General features: G+C 67.4%; 18 protein-coding genes. 4 read left to right on the forward strand and 14 right to left on the reverse strand.

From position 1 onward, the window contains the following. Positions 1-51 precede the first annotated feature (51 nt). From AB0F41_RS03485 to AB0F41_RS03505, 5 genes are all read right to left on the reverse strand, one after another. Positions 52-441 carry a cold shock domain-containing protein gene (locus AB0F41_RS03485; RefSeq protein ID WP_357421430.1) on the reverse strand — a complete coding sequence of 130 codons (390 nt, stop codon included), beginning with the start codon at positions 439-441 and terminating at the stop codon, positions 52-54. A 24-nt stretch (positions 442-465) separates the two neighbouring features. Then, the gene (locus tag AB0F41_RS03490; protein WP_357421104.1) at positions 466-1,572 is read right to left on the reverse strand and encodes an SPFH domain-containing protein; all 1,107 of its coding nucleotides are present in this window, start codon (positions 1,570-1,572) and stop codon (positions 466-468) included. A gap of 25 nt (positions 1,573-1,597) precedes the next feature. Then, positions 1,598-1,825 (reverse strand): hypothetical protein, encoded by a 228-nt coding sequence (locus tag AB0F41_RS03495; RefSeq protein ID WP_357421105.1) that lies wholly within the window; start codon positions 1,823-1,825, stop codon positions 1,598-1,600. A 57-nt stretch (positions 1,826-1,882) separates the two neighbouring features. Next, complete coding sequence (locus AB0F41_RS03500) at positions 1,883-2,506, reverse strand: TetR/AcrR family transcriptional regulator (RefSeq protein ID WP_357421106.1); 624 nt, start codon at positions 2,504-2,506, stop codon at positions 1,883-1,885. A 63-nt stretch (positions 2,507-2,569) separates the two neighbouring features. Beyond that, on the reverse strand, positions 2,570-2,881 hold the full coding sequence (locus tag AB0F41_RS03505) for a DUF6191 domain-containing protein (RefSeq protein WP_357421107.1): 312 nt from the start codon (positions 2,879-2,881) through the stop codon (positions 2,570-2,572). 66 nt (positions 2,882-2,947) lie between these two features. On the opposite strand from AB0F41_RS03505, the gene AB0F41_RS03510 reads away from it, so the two are divergent. Next, the gene (locus tag AB0F41_RS03510) at positions 2,948-3,646 is read left to right on the forward strand and encodes a phosphatase PAP2 family protein (protein WP_357421108.1); all 699 of its coding nucleotides are present in this window, start codon (positions 2,948-2,950) and stop codon (positions 3,644-3,646) included. A gap of 6 nt (positions 3,647-3,652) precedes the next feature. On the opposite strand, the gene AB0F41_RS03515 is transcribed toward AB0F41_RS03510, so the two are convergent. The 4 genes from AB0F41_RS03515 to AB0F41_RS03530 are packed head-to-tail and all read right to left on the reverse strand — an operon-like array spanning position 3,653 to position 8,986. After that, positions 3,653-4,975, reverse strand: a complete 1,323-nt coding sequence (locus AB0F41_RS03515) for a pyridoxal-phosphate dependent enzyme (RefSeq protein WP_357421109.1) — start codon at positions 4,973-4,975, stop codon at positions 3,653-3,655. Beyond that, positions 4,972-6,423 carry a decarboxylase gene (locus tag AB0F41_RS03520; protein ID WP_357421110.1) on the reverse strand — a complete coding sequence of 484 codons (1,452 nt, stop codon included), beginning with the start codon at positions 6,421-6,423 and terminating at the stop codon, positions 4,972-4,974. Before AB0F41_RS03520 ends, AB0F41_RS03515 begins: the two co-directional genes overlap by 4 nt. Further along, positions 6,420-7,703: a heavy-metal-associated domain-containing protein gene (locus AB0F41_RS03525; protein WP_357421111.1), complete on the reverse strand. Its 1,284-nt coding sequence runs from the start codon at positions 7,701-7,703 to the stop codon at positions 6,420-6,422. Before AB0F41_RS03525 ends, AB0F41_RS03520 begins: the two co-directional genes overlap by 4 nt. Beyond that, positions 7,700-8,986, reverse strand: a complete 1,287-nt coding sequence (locus AB0F41_RS03530) for an aminotransferase class V-fold PLP-dependent enzyme (RefSeq protein WP_357421112.1) — start codon at positions 8,984-8,986, stop codon at positions 7,700-7,702. The genes AB0F41_RS03525 and AB0F41_RS03530 overlap by 4 nt, the downstream gene beginning before the upstream one ends. A gap of 177 nt (positions 8,987-9,163) precedes the next feature. Between AB0F41_RS03530 and AB0F41_RS03535 the strand changes: the two genes are divergently transcribed. Continuing rightward, a complete protein-coding gene (locus AB0F41_RS03535) occupies positions 9,164-9,583 on the forward strand; it encodes a pyridoxamine 5'-phosphate oxidase family protein (RefSeq protein ID WP_357421113.1) in 420 nt (139 codons plus the stop codon). 3 nt (positions 9,584-9,586) lie between these two features. Here the strand turns inward: AB0F41_RS03535 and AB0F41_RS03540 are convergent, their stop codons facing one another. From AB0F41_RS03540 to AB0F41_RS03550, 3 genes are all read right to left on the reverse strand, one after another. Beyond that, the gene (locus AB0F41_RS03540; protein ID WP_357421114.1) at positions 9,587-10,024 is read right to left on the reverse strand and encodes a CBS domain-containing protein; all 438 of its coding nucleotides are present in this window, start codon (positions 10,022-10,024) and stop codon (positions 9,587-9,589) included. Positions 10,025-10,128: 104 nt separating this feature from the next. Then, positions 10,129-10,320 carry a hypothetical protein gene (locus AB0F41_RS03545; protein WP_357421115.1) on the reverse strand — a complete coding sequence of 64 codons (192 nt, stop codon included), beginning with the start codon at positions 10,318-10,320 and terminating at the stop codon, positions 10,129-10,131. Positions 10,321-10,634: 314 nt separating this feature from the next. Next, the gene (locus AB0F41_RS03550) at positions 10,635-11,432 is read right to left on the reverse strand and encodes an SAM-dependent methyltransferase (RefSeq protein WP_357421116.1); all 798 of its coding nucleotides are present in this window, start codon (positions 11,430-11,432) and stop codon (positions 10,635-10,637) included. 347 nt (positions 11,433-11,779) lie between these two features. Here AB0F41_RS03550 and AB0F41_RS03555 point away from each other — a divergent pair, with 347 nt between their 5' ends. Next, positions 11,780-11,998 carry a DUF397 domain-containing protein gene (locus AB0F41_RS03555; protein WP_357421117.1) on the forward strand — a complete coding sequence of 73 codons (219 nt, stop codon included), beginning with the start codon at positions 11,780-11,782 and terminating at the stop codon, positions 11,996-11,998. Between the two features lie 83 nt (positions 11,999-12,081). After that, positions 12,082-12,969: a helix-turn-helix transcriptional regulator gene (locus tag AB0F41_RS03560; RefSeq protein ID WP_357421118.1), complete on the forward strand. Its 888-nt coding sequence runs from the start codon at positions 12,082-12,084 to the stop codon at positions 12,967-12,969. Positions 12,970-13,088: 119 nt separating this feature from the next. Here the strand turns inward: AB0F41_RS03560 and AB0F41_RS03565 are convergent, their stop codons facing one another. Together AB0F41_RS03565 and AB0F41_RS03570 are read right to left on the reverse strand one after the other, a co-directional pair. Continuing rightward, positions 13,089-13,316 carry a hypothetical protein gene (locus AB0F41_RS03565; RefSeq protein WP_357421119.1) on the reverse strand — a complete coding sequence of 76 codons (228 nt, stop codon included), beginning with the start codon at positions 13,314-13,316 and terminating at the stop codon, positions 13,089-13,091. A 261-nt stretch (positions 13,317-13,577) separates the two neighbouring features. Next, a complete protein-coding gene (locus AB0F41_RS03570; protein WP_357421120.1) occupies positions 13,578-14,237 on the reverse strand; it encodes an SDR family oxidoreductase in 660 nt (219 codons plus the stop codon). Between the last annotated feature and the right edge of the window lie 23 nt (positions 14,238-14,260).

Consider the following 14,260-nt stretch of genomic DNA (forward strand, 5'->3'; position numbering starts at 1 on the left):
ATCGCGTCCGATGATAGGAGTTCGCACCGACACCACGGTGGATCCGCCGCGCTATTCGTCGATCCAGCCCTGTTCCACGGCGAAATCGGTGAGCCGCTCCCGGATGACGACGATCTCCCCGGCGGTGAGCGCCGGGGAGGCGTCGAGCAATAATTCGGTGATCAGCCGGAGATGTTCGCCGGCAGTCAGCCGTGCGCCCTCGCCTGCCGGGGCGGCGGCGGGACGGACGGATTGCCCGCGGGGCGACCGGAGATTGATCGCCTTCGGGCCACGGTCGCCCTCGGTGACGTCGAATTCGAACACCCGGCCCTGCCGGAGTTCCCCCTCCCCGAGGCCGATGTCATTGACGTGGACGAAGACATCCGGACCCCCGTCCTCGGGACGGATGAATCCGAATCCACGTGATCCGTCGAACGACACCAATTTCCCGCTGGCCACCACACCGCTCCTCGTCACAGTTACCGGTTACTTTATCTCCGGTTTTTCCGCCTCGTCGGCCGATAGCGCCTTTTGCAGCGAGTTGAACACGGTGAGGCCCTGACCGACCATCCCGTTGAGCAGTTCGCCGACCCCGTCCGGCCCGTTCAGGACGGTCAGGTTCGCATTGGAGAGCCCGCGTGCGGCCTGTTCCACGATGAGCGGCAGCTGCTCGATCAGCAGCTGATCGAGCGCGATCCGGTTGTGCGACGCCGCTGCCTCGGCCTGGATCCGGGTACGCGCCGCCTCTGCCTCCGCCAGGATACGCACGCGTTCCGCTTCCGCCATCGCGGGCTTGACCACCTCGGTCTGCAACTGTTGTTCGCGCAGCTCGGCTTCCTTGATCGCCTGCGCGGCCTGTGCGCCCAGCACTTCCTGCTGGGCAAGCGCCGCCGCCAGCGGACCGGCGGCGGCCGCCTCGGCTTGCGCCTTGTCGATATCGCGCTGGTATCCGGCCTTGAGGATGGAGGTCTCCCGGGAGTACTCGGCCCGCTTACGCAGCGACTCCTGTTCGGCCTCGGCCGAGCGCTGGGCGGCCTGGGATTCGGCGATCTGGGCATCGCGTTGTACCGCGGCGTTGTGTGGGGCGGCGAGCGCGGAAATGTATCCGAGATTTCCGTCGTCGATCGACTGGATCTGGAACGAATCGACCCACAGCCCGATATTGCTCATCTCCACCTTGGACGCCACCAGCACCTCGTCGGCGAGGCGCTGGCGCTCCCGGATGATCTCCTCCACGGTCATCGAACCCACGATGGAGCGCAGATGGCCGGAGAAGATCCGGCCGGTCAGCACCGACATCTCCTGCTCCTGTTCGGAGAGGAAGCGCTGGGCGGCGTTGACGATCGAGGCGGTGTCGTTGGCGACCTTGAAGGCGATAACCGCCCGCACCTGCAGGACGATCGCCTGCTTGGTGACGCAGCGTTCGGAGATCTCGGCCTCGAACATGGCCAGCGACAGGTACCTGACCTTGCGGAAGAACGGCATCACCCAGGTGCCGCGGCCGATGATCACCCGGAAGGGAGTGGCGTCGCTGCTCTTGGCGCCGCTGACCAGCATCGCCTCATCGGGATCCGGTACGTGATAGCCCAGCACGTGTGACTCCTCGCGTCGTATTTCGCTACAGTGCCGGGTCCGGGACGAGAGGGATCCAGGGCACCACCTCGGCGATGCGCCCGGAATCGACCGCGATGATCAGCACGGTGCTACCGGCCGGAATGGCTTCGGCGGCGCGTGCGATATACCCTTCGGTTCCCCCTCGTACGGCCACCAGGACCTCACCCAGCGTCCCGGGGCCGCGGATCGGCGAGGTCAGCTTACCGGTCGATCCGACGACTTCGTCCCGCAATTGTCCCGAACCTCCTTGCCGGGCCCCGGATTCCGTACCCGTGCCGCGCCGGGAAGCCTACTGATACAGGGTGCGGTAGGCGCCGAGCATGGCGACCAGGTGGTCGACGATCTCGTCGCGGGTGGCGCGCAGCGACCCGTTCAGCCATGCCGAGAACATGCCCGCGTTGCCGCTGGCCATGGTCACCGCGGCGAGCCGCCGCCGGACCGGATCGTCGATGCGGGTGAACAGGTGGTCCTGGATGAGGCGGGTGAAGGCGGGCATCACCGAGATGGTGGTCTGGCCGAGTCCGGTGCTGGAATAGGGCTCCACCAGGAACAGCCGGGATTTGCGCGGATCCTCGAGCACTTTGTCCACGAGCGCTTCCGACAGTGCCCGGTCGCGGGAGGAGTCGTCGGCGACCGCGAAGGCCGTCATCGGTTCCAGGAAATCGTCCGCGATGTGCCGGTAGAGGACGTCGAGGAGTTCGTCACGGCTGGCGAAACTCTCGTAGAAATACCGGTCGGTGAGATTGGCGCGACGGCATACCGCGCGCATGGTCACTCCGGCCGCTCCGGCCTCGCCTATCAGATCCAGTGCGGCCTCGAGCAGCGCGGTGCGCCGTGCCTGCTTGCGCTCCGAAAGCGTGGTGCCACCCCAGATCCGGGGTCCGCTGTCGTCCGATCGCTGATCCGCATGCACCCGTCCACAGTAGTGGGCGCGCGGTCCGCCGCCCGAGGGGTGGTCGCCGTGCGGCGGTAGCGGTCAGGCGCGGTGGTCCGGCGGGGCGATCAGTACGGCCCGCCGCCGGTCCAGGTCGACGCGGGGCCGTGGCGGGGCGCCGTCGGATTCTTCGTCGCGGAGCATGGTCCGGGCGGCACGGTGGTCGAGTTCGTCCCGTTTGGTGCCGTACCAGAAGGCGGAGAGTTCCTCCACGCCGGCGGCGGCGAGCAGCGCCGCCCGGTCGGTGCGGGCGCCGCGACGGGCCGATGGGAACCGCAGGTAGACCCAGCGGATCGCGACGGCCGCGCCCATCAGGAACATGAGGGCGGGTGCGCCGAGGAAGAGGATCTCCACGCTGTCAGGGTAGCGCCGTCCCCGGGTCGCGGCGCGGGTTCGAGGCGGGTGACTATCGTGAACTGCATGGTTGTGCTCGCTGCCGCGCTCTTCGCGGTCTTCGCCGTGACGACCGGTTTCGCCGTTGCCGGCGCCGCGCTGCCGGGGGTGGATCGGCCGATCCACGCGGAGGTTCTCGGCTGGCGCAGCGAACCGCTCACCACCGCGGCCACCGCGATCACCCATGCGGGCGGGTCCGTCGCGATGTGGGTGCTGGCGCTGCTGGTGTGCGGGTGGCTGCTGCGCCGGGGCGATACGGCCGATCTCGCTCTGGTGGCGGGGGTGGGGGCGGCCTCGGCGGTCCTGGTGCCGGTGACGAAACACCTGATCGGCAGGCAGCGCCCGCCCGCGGCCGATCGCCTGGTCACGGTCGCGGACCTGTCCTTCCCCTCCGGCCACAGCACCGGCTCCGCGGCGGTGGTCGGTGTCCTGGCGACCGTGTGCTGGATTCGGATGCATCGCCGGGTTGTGGCCCGGGTGGTCGCGGTCCTCGCCGCGGTATTCGTGATCCTGGTCGGGCTCTCACGGGTGTACCTGGGTGTGCACTGGCCGACGGATGTACTCGCGGGCTGGGCGCTCGGTGGGTTGCTGGTGGTGCTGGGCGTACTGGTACAGATGCGGTCCCGGCGGGCGCGGGCCGCCCGTGGCCGGCACCGCGAGCCGGATCACCCCGCCACCGATGCGGGTGGGGCCCGCCCGGCCGCGACCTGGTCCGCGGGCGGCTGATCGCTCTCAGCCGCCCCGCTCCAGGGGATGCCCCGCCGCGCGCCAGCCCGCGATACCACCGTCCAGGCTGAACGCGGTATGCCCGGTCCGACGGGCGGATGCGGTGAACTGCCGCGAGATATCGCCGGTGGGGCAGGTGAATACCACCGGGTACGCGCGGGAGAACGGGGTGCCGTGCGCGAACAACTCGGTGAGCCGGTCGTCGGGGATATTGACGGCACCCGGGATATGCGCGACCCGGTAGGCCATGGCGCCGCGGGTGTCGACGATGACCGGCCGATCGGACTCGGCCAAGGTGGACAGCTCCGCCGGCGTCAGCGAGGGGGCGGCGACGATATCGGCCACCGGCGCCCGGCGGTACTCACCGGCATGCTCGAACAGATCCGGGCGCCGCTGCTTGATATAGGACAGGTACGGTTCCAGCCGATCACAAACGATGATCACCGCCACCACGGGCTCGTCCGGCGGGCGGTCGCTCCGGGACAGCACCCGCCGGGCGGCGGCGTACGCCGCGCCGCTGGTCGGCCCGGCGAGCACCCCGTACCCGGTGGCCAGCTCCAGGGTGGATTCGATCGCCGGTCCGGATTCGATGGTGACGATCTCATCGTAGAAATCCGGCCGGAACAGACCCACCTCCCACATTTCCCGTTCCGAGCGGATCCCCGGGATGAAATCGGCGCGTTCGGACACCACCGCGACGGTGCGCAGTGCGGGATGGTACGTACGCAGATAACTGCCCGCGCCGCGGCTCGAACCGGTGGTGCCCAGGCCGCCGAAGAGATAATCGAGCCGGGAGATCCCCGCGGCCGTGAGATCGTCGTGGATCTCCCGCCCGGTCCCGTCGTGATGGGCGGTGATGTTCTTCTCACTCGTGTATTGCGACAGATGCCGGAACCGGTCCGGTTCGGCGGCCATGGCGGCGTCGATCGCGGAGTAGACGTCATTGGGGGTGGTGGGGTCCGGGCATTCGGAGAGCCCGGGCAATTCGACTATGTCGGTGTCGAACAAGCGCAGCAGGTCGCGTACCTCCCCGACCTTGATCCGGTTGGTCATCGCCCGCAGCCCGATACCGTGGATCGCGCCCAGGATCCGCAGTGCCTTGGCGGTGTTGCCGCTGGACGCCTCGATCAGCGTCCGCTGCTCGGCACGCAGGGTCGTGAGTTCGTCGCGCAGCATCGCCCACGCGACCCGGTCCTTGACCGAGCCGAACGGGTTGTGCGATTCGAGTTTGGCGTACAGTTCGACGCCCTCGAGCCGGTGGACGGCCGGGTCGAGGCGGAGCAGGGGAGTATCACCGATCAGCTCGGTGATGTGCTGATGGATCGTCACGACACCTCGGAGAGGCCGGCGGACAGCGCGGGCGGCCGGTAGTCCGCGTCGGGTGTGGCCCGGAAAGCGCCGTCCCGGAAATCGATCGCCACCTTCTCCGGCGTGCGGTGCATGGCGGCCGAAGCCGCCGACAGGTCCATGTTGTATCCGGCGGTATTGGGGAATACGACCAGGTCGCCGGGTCGCGGCAGCCACGGCAGCCACACCGTCCGAGTCGTCACCAGATCGCGTTCCAGGCAGAGTCGCCCGGCCAGGAAAACCCCGGTGGGATCGCCGGCGGGGGCGGGTTGCGGACCCGGCAACAGCAGCGGATCGACCATGACCTCCTGATCGGCCGGTGTCACCGTGTCGCGGCCGAGGTCCAGATGGGCGAGCAGGCTGCCGTCGGCGGCCTCCTTCACGAACTCCACCCCGGCCACCGTGATTCCGGCATGGTCGGCGAGCGCCTTCCCCGGTTCCAGCCAGATATCGAACAGATTGTCGGCGGCGACCCTGGCGACCGACCGCCCGCCCTGTCCCTCCAGCGGCGATGCGAGTATCTCGGCCAGCATATCCGCCGCCGCGACCGTATTGGCGTACTTGTGGAATACCGGGGTCCCGCGTACTCCGGCGGCGTCCACCTGGTAGCCGAAGGTGCCGGTACCCCAGGCCATCCGGTGTCCACGGCCGGTCAGTGATTCCCGTAGCCGGTGTACATAGTCGTCGAAGCGGGCGGCGTCATCGGTGAAGACCTGGCGTAATCCGCCGCCGATATCGAGGACCGAGGGCATCAGATCGCGAGCGCAGGCCTGCTCCAGCAAGACCAGGCAGGTGTCCACGGCCCGTACTCGTTCCGCGATATCGGCGGTGTCCAGGTGGAATCCGAGCCCGTGGAACGTCAGCCGGTCGCGGTGTCCGGCGAGGATCTCGAGCGCCCGGTCCACCGCCGGTACCGGTATCCCGAACCGGCTCGGCTGCGATCCGGCGAAACCGCTCACCCGCAGCAGCACCGGGACCGGTGCCGCGGGGTCGGCCAGCCGGGCCAGTGTTTCGAGTTCCCACTGGTTGTCGACGTTGACCGTCACCCCGGTGCCGGCGAGCGCCCGCAGAAAAGTTTCACCCTTCGGGCCGGTCACCTCGATGGAAGAATCGGCGAAACCGGCCGCACGGGCCGATTCCAGCTCTTCGGGCGAGGCCACATCCACGGCGATTCCCTGGGCGGCCGCGGTCCGGACGAGCGCGCGGGAGCGATTGACCTTGTGCGCGTAGCAGATCCGGTAGCCGGCAGGGGTGGAATCCAGCACCGACCGGAGGCGGTGGAGGTTGCCGACGAAAACCTCGGGAAATACCAGATGCACCGGTGTGCCGAAGCGCCGCACCACCGGTTCGAGCGCGGCGGGATCGTCGAGGAATCGGCGGACCAGCGGATCCCAGCGCGCGGGGAGAGCCGGTGGTGACCCGGCCGTCATCCCCGCGGATCCGTTCGCGTCGTCTCCGGAGATTCGCCCACCGGGTTGTACCCTCCGTCGCGCAGTGCCTCGAACGCGCGCGCCCGGTTCCGTGGGCTACGGAACTCCGCGACCACCCGCTTGCTGTCGAGGTCGATATCGGCCACCTCGATACCCATGGACTCCAGGACGCCGCCGATCGTGCGGACACAATGTTTACAGGTCATATCCGGTACGTAGAACACACGGTCCTCCGCATGCACCGGGATATCGTCGGCCGCCTCGGGCCCGGCGGGCGCGGTAGTCGCCTCGCACTCCGCGATCAGATGCGTGAAAACATCGACGAATCGCCCGACCACGACGGGCAGCACACTGTAATTCTCACCGTCGACCCGATGCGCGGCGGCGGCCAGGCACGAGGGACGTTCACCCGGGGACAGCAGGGCGTACTGCCGGGAGATCAGATCCAGATCGTCGTGATAGTGCGCGATGGCCTCTCCGGTACTCATCCCCTCCTCGGCGGTCGCCCGGCGCATCACCCGGTGCGCGTCACCTATGGTGGCGTCCTTCATGGCGCGCAGCGTCGTGAGAGTTTGCTCCGGATAGTGGATCGTGCCGTCCGGACGTACCGCCAGGCGCACCGGGATCATGCCGCGCCGATAGGTGGAGGCCTGGAGCTCCCAGAACCAGCGGGTGGCGACGGCCGCGAAGATATTGGAGTCGCGCATACCGCAGGCGAATTCGGCGGCCGTGCGATACGGAGTGTGGGCGGACAGCAGCGCATGCTGCGCCAGCGCCCGTCCGGCCGATTCGATGCCGACCCGGAAGATATCGATCGGTTCGTGGTCGGTGGTGGTCCCGGCGAGCACTCCGCGCGCCGCGGGGTCCAGCGCCGAGATCCGATCGTCGAGTTCGGTGCCCGGCCCGAGCTCCTGCCACAGGGCGAGCACCGTCTCCCGCACCGCGATCGGCACCTGCGGGCCCAGACCGTCGTCCCGGTAGAATCCGGTGTTCGGGATTCCGGCGCTGTCGGTCCAGGTCATCCGATGGGTGGCCGAGGTGACCTCGGCCGCGCGGCACGGCCGCATGAACCGTTCCAGGTACAGACGTTGCGAGTACGTCAGGTGCGTGCCCGGGTCGGGACGCAGCGGAGTGCTCGTGTAGACGAAGGCCCGGTCCCGTGGCTGCCGTGGCCGGGTGGTGAAGAGTCCGGGCCGGGCCAGCCCGGACAGGATTCGCGACGCGCGACGCCGGTCGTAGGGTGCCCGGAGGTCGGCGGGCGTATCGGTGCGGGCGGTCATGACAGCTCCTCGGCCAGGGTCCGGACCCGGTCGACGAAGCGGTCGATATCGTCGAGACCGGTGTAGACGTGGGTACTGACGCGTACCGATTCACGGTCCATGGCGGTCCCGGGTACGCAGTGCGTGCCGGTGCGGACCAGGAAGCCGTATTCGGCGAGTACGAAGCCGAGATCGGCGGCCGTGATCCCGTCCACGGTGAACGAAAGGATGCCATGGCCGGTGCTGTCGGCGGCCTGAGCGGGTCCGGGCAGGAAACGCAGTCCCGGTATCGGTCGCAGCCCGTCGATCAACCGCAGCGTGAGGGCCCGGTTGTGCGCCGCGATCGTGGCCATATCGAACGACTCGAGGACTCCGAGCGCGGTGCCCAGCGCGAGGATGCCCGGAATATTCGGGGTCCCGCCCTCGAGCAGGCCGGGCATCCGGCCTGCCTCGAATCCGTCGGCGGTCAGATCGGCGTCGGTGCCGCCCCCCGGAAGGAAGGGCCGCAGGGCGGAATGCACCCGGCGCCGGCAATACAACACGCCGGTCCCGGGTGCGGCGAACATCTTGTGAGCGGCGAATACCGCGAAATCGGCGCCGAGCGCGGTGACATCCACCGGGAGGTGCCCGCCGCTCTGGCTACAGTCGTAGCACCGCACCACCCGCCCGGGAATCCGGTCCTCGATATCGGCGAGGGAGTTCAGCGCGCCGAACACATGGTGCAGATGTGTGACGGTGAGCAGCCGGGTGCGCCGGCTCAGCTTCCCGGCGATATCGGTGGTATCGGCGCGCCCGTCGGGCAGTACTCGGTAGGGCACCAGTTCGATCCGCCGGCCGAACCGGGCGAGGGTGTCCCGCAGCAGGTACCAGGGATGGACGTTGGCGGCGTGATCGGTGGGACCGTAGAGGATCTCGTCACCGTCGTCGAGCGCGGTGAGTCCCCAGGACAACGCCACCGCGTTGAGTGCGGCGGTGGCGCCGGCGGTGAATACGATCTCGTCGTCGTGCGCGGCGCCCACGAACCGCGCGGTGCGCCTTCGGACGGCCTCGATCTGCTGGGTGAGCGCGGTGGCCCAGGGGTAGGTGCCGCGTGCGGCATTGGCCGTGGCCACGGCGTGATAATCGCGCACCGTTTCGATGACCGCGCCGGGTTTCTGGGTGGTCGCCGCACTGTCGAGGTAGGTTTCCGTGCTCTCGGCCAGGGCCGGGAAGGCCGCGCGCACCTGTGCCGGCAGCACATCGGACGGCGTGCGCGGATCATCGGCCGGTGCTCTGTGATCCGGCGGGTGCAGGGCCGATCCCATGATGATCATTCCTTCCGCCGTGCTGCCCGGGCTGCGAACCACGATACCGATTGCCGGAATTGTGGCCCAGTAGCTTTGGCTTGCAAAGGGTTTCGCGCAGCCGCGCGCGACCGTCCGGTCCCGCGTGACCGTCGCCGGGTCCCGGGAATTGTCGGCGGCCCGCGTTAGGGTGCCGGTATGCCCCTCACCTTGGAAGAGCGTCAGTCCTTTCTTGCCGAACCACATATCGGCGCACTGTCGGTGACGGCCGGTCCGGATCGTGGCCCGCTCACGGTCCCCATCTGGTATCAGTACGTCCCCGGCGGCGAGCTATGGGTCCTCACCGGGCTCGAGTCGGAGAAAATGCGCCGGATCCGGGCCGCGGGCAGGTTCAGTCTCATGGTGGAGCGGGTCGAGCCGACCGTGCGCTACGTGAGTGTCGAGGGCCCGGTGACCGGGGTCGGACCGCTCACCGACGCGGTGCACCGTGAGATGGTCGGCCGTTACCTACCCGCCGAGCGGGTGGACGATTATCTGGCGTACGCCGAGGCCGAACTCGGTGAGCACGTGGTGGTCTCGATGCGGCCGCAACGCTGGTTGTCCGCCGATCTCGGCTGAGGATCAGTAGCCGCCCTGCAGGTACTCGACGAGCTGTTCACGTTCGGTCGTGAGTTCGGACAATGCGCTCTTGACGACGTCGCCGATGCTCACGATCCCGGCGAGACGGCCCTCCTCGTCGACCACCGGGAGATGGCGGATCCGGTGGTCGGTCATGATGTTGCGCAACCCGTCCACTTCGTCGTCGGGGCCGCAGGTGCGTACATCGGTACTCATCACCTGCGTGACCGGGCAGTCCAGTAGTTGCCCGCCGTGGCTGAGCAGTGCCCGGACGATATCCCGTTCGGTGATGATTCCGCTGATGACGCTGCCGTCCGGGGAGACGACGGCGGCACCGATGTTGTGTTCCGTCAGGAGTGCGAGCAGGGCGCGGATATCGGCCTCGGGCCGAATGGTCGCGACGGCACTGCCCTTGGTGCGGAGGATCTCGGCTATTCGCATGGTTACCATCCACATGAGCGCGGGATTCCAGAATCCCGCGTCTGCTGATCGAAAGCCAGCACGGATCGGTATCGGGTGGTGGTGCCGGCGAGTTCTGCGGCCGGCTATTCGTCGTCGAGCCCCGCCGAAAGGTAGGCGGCGGCGGCCAGCCACTGCCGGCACTGCGGGCCGTGCACATCGTGAACGTGCAGAATTTCCCGGGCCTGCCGGTAGGTCAGTACCGGCGGTTCGGCGCTGCAATCGGTGCCGGCTTCCGCGGCGGCGTAGTGGCGCAGCGGTTCCGGGTGGTGGCCCATCGAAGGGGCACCGGTGGCGCTACCTACCGCGTTCCGGTGGGGACTTCGGAATGGCTGGATCATTCGGTTGCCCCTCACGTGCGATGTTGCGGAGGCGATCCGCCCGACCTTCGAACCGGCCGGAAAACCCTGCGTATCGCCCCTCTGGGTGGCACGAGTCTAAGTCGACGTTACTTACAAATGCAAGTACATCTGCAAACAACAATCGAAAATTCGCGGCGCGCGGCGCGGCATCTCCGGACCGCGACCACCGCTGCGGCCCTGTGCTTCCCGTTCCTCCTGGAGGCTGCGCGCCGTCGGCGGCGGTCCCGCGGTCAGGGCTTTCGTGCCACCCCGCCGTACGCGGAGATCGGCCGGGTCGCCGCGGAGTCGCCGGTGTCGGGCCGCCACTGGGTAATCGAGACGAATCCCGGAGCCTCGAGCGCCAGGCCGTCGAACGCGGCCCGGATCTCGGCCCGCGGCCGAGGTACGTAGGGCGCACCGCCGGTATCCGTGTAGTTCGAACACAGCTTCACGTAGTCGGCGCTGTCGTCGGTGCCGTCCCAGAGGACCAGATAACTCCCCGAAGGGGTCGCGTCGAGGACCGTACGCACGATCCGGCGCATCTCTTCCGCCGAAGCGGCATGCCCGAGGACGCCCATGAACATGACCGCCAGCGGCGTGGTGAAGTTCAGGACATGGCGCGCGTCGGCGACGACGAGTTCGGAGTTCCGGTAGTCGGCGTCGGAGTACGTCGTCACGCCTTCGTCCGTGGTGCCCGCCAGCAGGGTGCGGGCGTGCGCGAGCACCAGAGGGTCGTTGTCGATATAGACGATCCTGGAATCCGGCGCCACCGACTGGGCCACCTGGTGGGTGTTCTGCATGCTGGGCAGCCCCGCTCCGATATCCAGGAATTGGCGGATACCCTTCTCCGCGGCGAGGAATCGTACGGTGCGGATCAGGAACTGCCGGGACTCGACCGCCATGGTGGTGATATCGGGATCCACCGCGATCCCGGCCTCGCCGGCGAGGCGATCCGCCTCGAAGTAGTCGTCTCCGCCCATCCAGTAGTTCCAGATACGCGCGGAGTGCGGGATATCTGTCCGGATCGTGGGCCGGTGGTCTTCGGGCATGGAGAACTCCTCGGCGTGACAGGTGGTCGAAAACGTGCCGAACGCGGCCTGGGTGAACCTCGGGCGAGTGGAATCGAAGTATCGCTGCGACAGTACAAGACCGGCCGCTACCGAGGGTGGAGGTGGAAGCCGGTGCGGCCGGGATCCGGATTCCGTTGTGCTCCAACGATCGAACGGTGGCGTGGCGGCACTGCTCGGGCAGTGTCCGGGGCCTGTGGGCGCACCCCGGCGAACTTCGTGCTATCGTCCTGATGTCGGTGCAGATGCAAGAACACCTGCGAGTGCATCTGTAAGAACCGGCGGTATGCGACAGTGGCGTCAGCGACCATGAGCAAGGAGTGGGTCCTATGTCGGAAGTGATCAATCAGGTGATCGGAAGTTGGCGGAAGAGCACCTTCAGCAATCCGAGCGGGAACTGTGTCGAGTTCGCGGAAGCGGCCAACGATCTGGTGGCTGTGCGCAATTCGCGATTCCCTGATGGTGGCGTCCTCTTCTACACCCGTCCGGAGATCGAAGCCTTTCTCCAGGGAGCAAAAGCGGGAGAGTTCGACGATCTGGCGGGCTGAGAGGTAGCATGGGCCGTCGGCGTGGTGCGTCCTGGGCTGATGAGGTACGCACCGTGGGTTAACCCGAAAGCGGAGACGACTCCATGATGGCAGAGCCCGAGAAGCGTGGCAGCGCACAACCCGTTGATGCGGAACGCGGCCCCACGGTTCTACGTATCGCCCTGGGCGGCCAGTTACGAAAACTGCGTGAGAGCAAGAAGATAACGAGAGAAGCCGCGGGTGACGCCATCCGCGGTTCCCATGCGAAGATCAGCCGGCTCGAGCTGGGCCGGACCAGCTTCAAAGAGCGCGATATCCGGGATCTGCTGACGCTGTACGGCGTCACCGATACCGAGGAGCGGGAGCGATTCCTCGTTCTCGCGCGTAAGGCCAACGAGCCGGGATGGTGGCATCGTTTCGGCGATCTGCTGCCGTCCTGGTTCGGCACCTACCTCGGCCTGGAGCAGGCCGCGAGCAAAATTCGTACCTATGAGTCGCATCTGGTGCCAGGTCTGCTGCAGACCCCGGACTACGCCCGCGCGGTGGTGACCCTCGGTTACGAAGATTCCGATACCGATCGCCGGGTGGCGTTCCGGCAGCGGCGGCAGGAAATCCTGCACCGGGCCGATCCGCCGGTTGTCTGGGCGGTGATCGACGAGGCGGCGCTGCACCGGCCGGTCGGCGGGCCCGCTGTGCATCGTGCGCAGCTCGAGCATCTGCTCGATCTCACGCGTCTGCCCAACGTGACTATTCAGGTGGTCCCATTCTCCGCAGGTGAACATCCCGCTGCGGGAAGCTCTTTCACTATCCTGCGATTTGCGGAGACCGAGCTGCCGGATATCGTCTACCTCGAGCAGTTGACGAGCGCGCTGTATCTGGACCGACGCGAGGATCTGGCGCTGTACTTGTCGGTGATGGACCGATTGAGTGTCCAGGCGGCGACGCCCGAGCGGTCGAGGAATATTATCGCCCAATACATCGAGGGGCTCTAGCGAAATAGCCAGGCGGACTCCTGTGGAGTGGCCGTCATCCGGCTGAATTTTCGAGCGGAAATCGCTGTGGAACAACCGTCTCGGCGCCGAGATCGCCGAGACGGAAATTCACTGGCCGGTCAGGCCCTGATGAACGTCGAGGCGACGCGCCAGAAAGTATCCGGCCGGAGCGTCCCGAAGTCCCAGTCGTCGGCCAGGGCGTGCACCGTCGCGACGATCTTGTCTATATCGAAGTCATCACGAGTAGCGGCCCCGGTGGATTCGATTGCGTCGATGACGAATTCGACGGCGGTCTCACGTGATGATCCGTTGCGGGGGCGTCCGCTACGGACGCCGAATGTACTCATATCAATACCGTTCGCCGGCTTGCCGATCGTGGCGGAACCGATTCCGGCCGGACTGCTACCGAATCGGGTTGGATCCGTCGGGCTCTCCCGCAACTGCGGCAGTAAACCACTGGCGAATGTTGTTGTCGGCTCACTCACGCGGCCTCCCCATTGTTTTCCCCTGTATAGCGGTGTGGGAAGAGTCTAGGTCGCGGGTGCTTTCAAATGCAAGTACATCTGCACGATCGATTCCTTGTGTACGAACGTTTTTCGGACGACCGTTCAGGCGCCCAGCGCCGCGATCGCGGCGCGGATCGGCGTGGTCCCGGAAACGAGTTCCAAGGTCCGGCCTGCGGTCTCCGGTGCACCGAGCAGTTCGGTCAGTACGGCCGCGACGTCGGCCCGGGGAATCTCGCCACGCTCCAGCCTGTGATCGGCCAAGGTGACCAGCCCGGTGCCGGCCGAATCCGTCAGGCGCCCGGGACGGAGGATGGTCCAGTCCAGGTCGCGGCTGCGCAGATCGTCTTCGGCCTGGGTCTTGGCCTCGATATAGGCGGCCCACACCTCATCGGTGCCCGGGCCCGGAGGCAGACCGGTGCCCATGGCCGAAATCTGCAGGAACCTCCGCGTTCCCACCCGCTCGGTCGCCTCCGCGAGCAGCACCGACCCGTCCCGGTCCACACTGTACTTCCGCGCCGTCCCGCTGCCCGGGCCGGCGCCCGCCGCGAAGACCACGGCGTCCGCCCCCTGCACGGTGGCGGCCAGATCGCTCACGAGCGCGTTTTCCAGGTCGAGGACCACGGATTCGGCACCGGTGGCGTAGACCTCCCGGGCGTGGGCGGGATTGCGGATCAGCGAGATGACACTGTGGCCGCGGCCGGTGAGTTGTTCCGCGAGCAGCAGGGCGATCTTGCCGTGTCCGCCGGCGATGACGATGCGCATACCGTGGTTCCTTTCGTTCGTAT

Origin of the sequence: Nocardia sp. NPDC024068, from assembly GCF_040638875.1 — a bacterium.
Taxonomy (GTDB): Bacteria; Actinomycetota; Actinomycetes; order Mycobacteriales; family Mycobacteriaceae; genus Nocardia.

Excerpts from the sequence above, each read along its gene's own strand:
- AB0F41_RS03510 (WP_357421108.1), top strand. The coding sequence starts at position 2,948 with ATGGTTGTGCTCGCTGCCGCGCTCTTCGCGGTCTTCGCCGTGACGACC.
- AB0F41_RS03520 (WP_357421110.1), bottom strand. The coding sequence starts at position 6,423 with ATGACGGCCGGGTCACCACCGGCTCTCCCCGCGCGCTGGGATCCGCTG.
- AB0F41_RS03525 (WP_357421111.1), bottom strand. The coding sequence starts at position 7,703 with ATGACCGCCCGCACCGATACGCCCGCCGACCTCCGGGCACCCTACGAC.
- AB0F41_RS03530 (WP_357421112.1), bottom strand. The coding sequence starts at position 8,986 with ATGGGATCGGCCCTGCACCCGCCGGATCACAGAGCACCGGCCGATGAT.
- AB0F41_RS03535 (WP_357421113.1), top strand. The coding sequence starts at position 9,164 with ATGCCCCTCACCTTGGAAGAGCGTCAGTCCTTTCTTGCCGAACCACAT.
- AB0F41_RS03540 (WP_357421114.1), bottom strand. The coding sequence starts at position 10,024 with ATGCGAATAGCCGAGATCCTCCGCACCAAGGGCAGTGCCGTCGCGACC.
- AB0F41_RS03545 (WP_357421115.1), bottom strand. The coding sequence starts at position 10,320 with ATGGGCCACCACCCGGAACCGCTGCGCCACTACGCCGCCGCGGAAGCC.
- AB0F41_RS03550 (WP_357421116.1), bottom strand. The coding sequence starts at position 11,432 with ATGCCCGAAGACCACCGGCCCACGATCCGGACAGATATCCCGCACTCC.
- AB0F41_RS03555 (WP_357421117.1), top strand. The coding sequence starts at position 11,780 with ATGTCGGAAGTGATCAATCAGGTGATCGGAAGTTGGCGGAAGAGCACC.
- AB0F41_RS03560 (WP_357421118.1), top strand. The coding sequence starts at position 12,082 with ATGATGGCAGAGCCCGAGAAGCGTGGCAGCGCACAACCCGTTGATGCG.
- AB0F41_RS03565 (WP_357421119.1), bottom strand. The coding sequence starts at position 13,316 with ATGAGTACATTCGGCGTCCGTAGCGGACGCCCCCGCAACGGATCATCA.
- AB0F41_RS03570 (WP_357421120.1), bottom strand. The coding sequence starts at position 14,237 with ATGCGCATCGTCATCGCCGGCGGACACGGCAAGATCGCCCTGCTGCTC.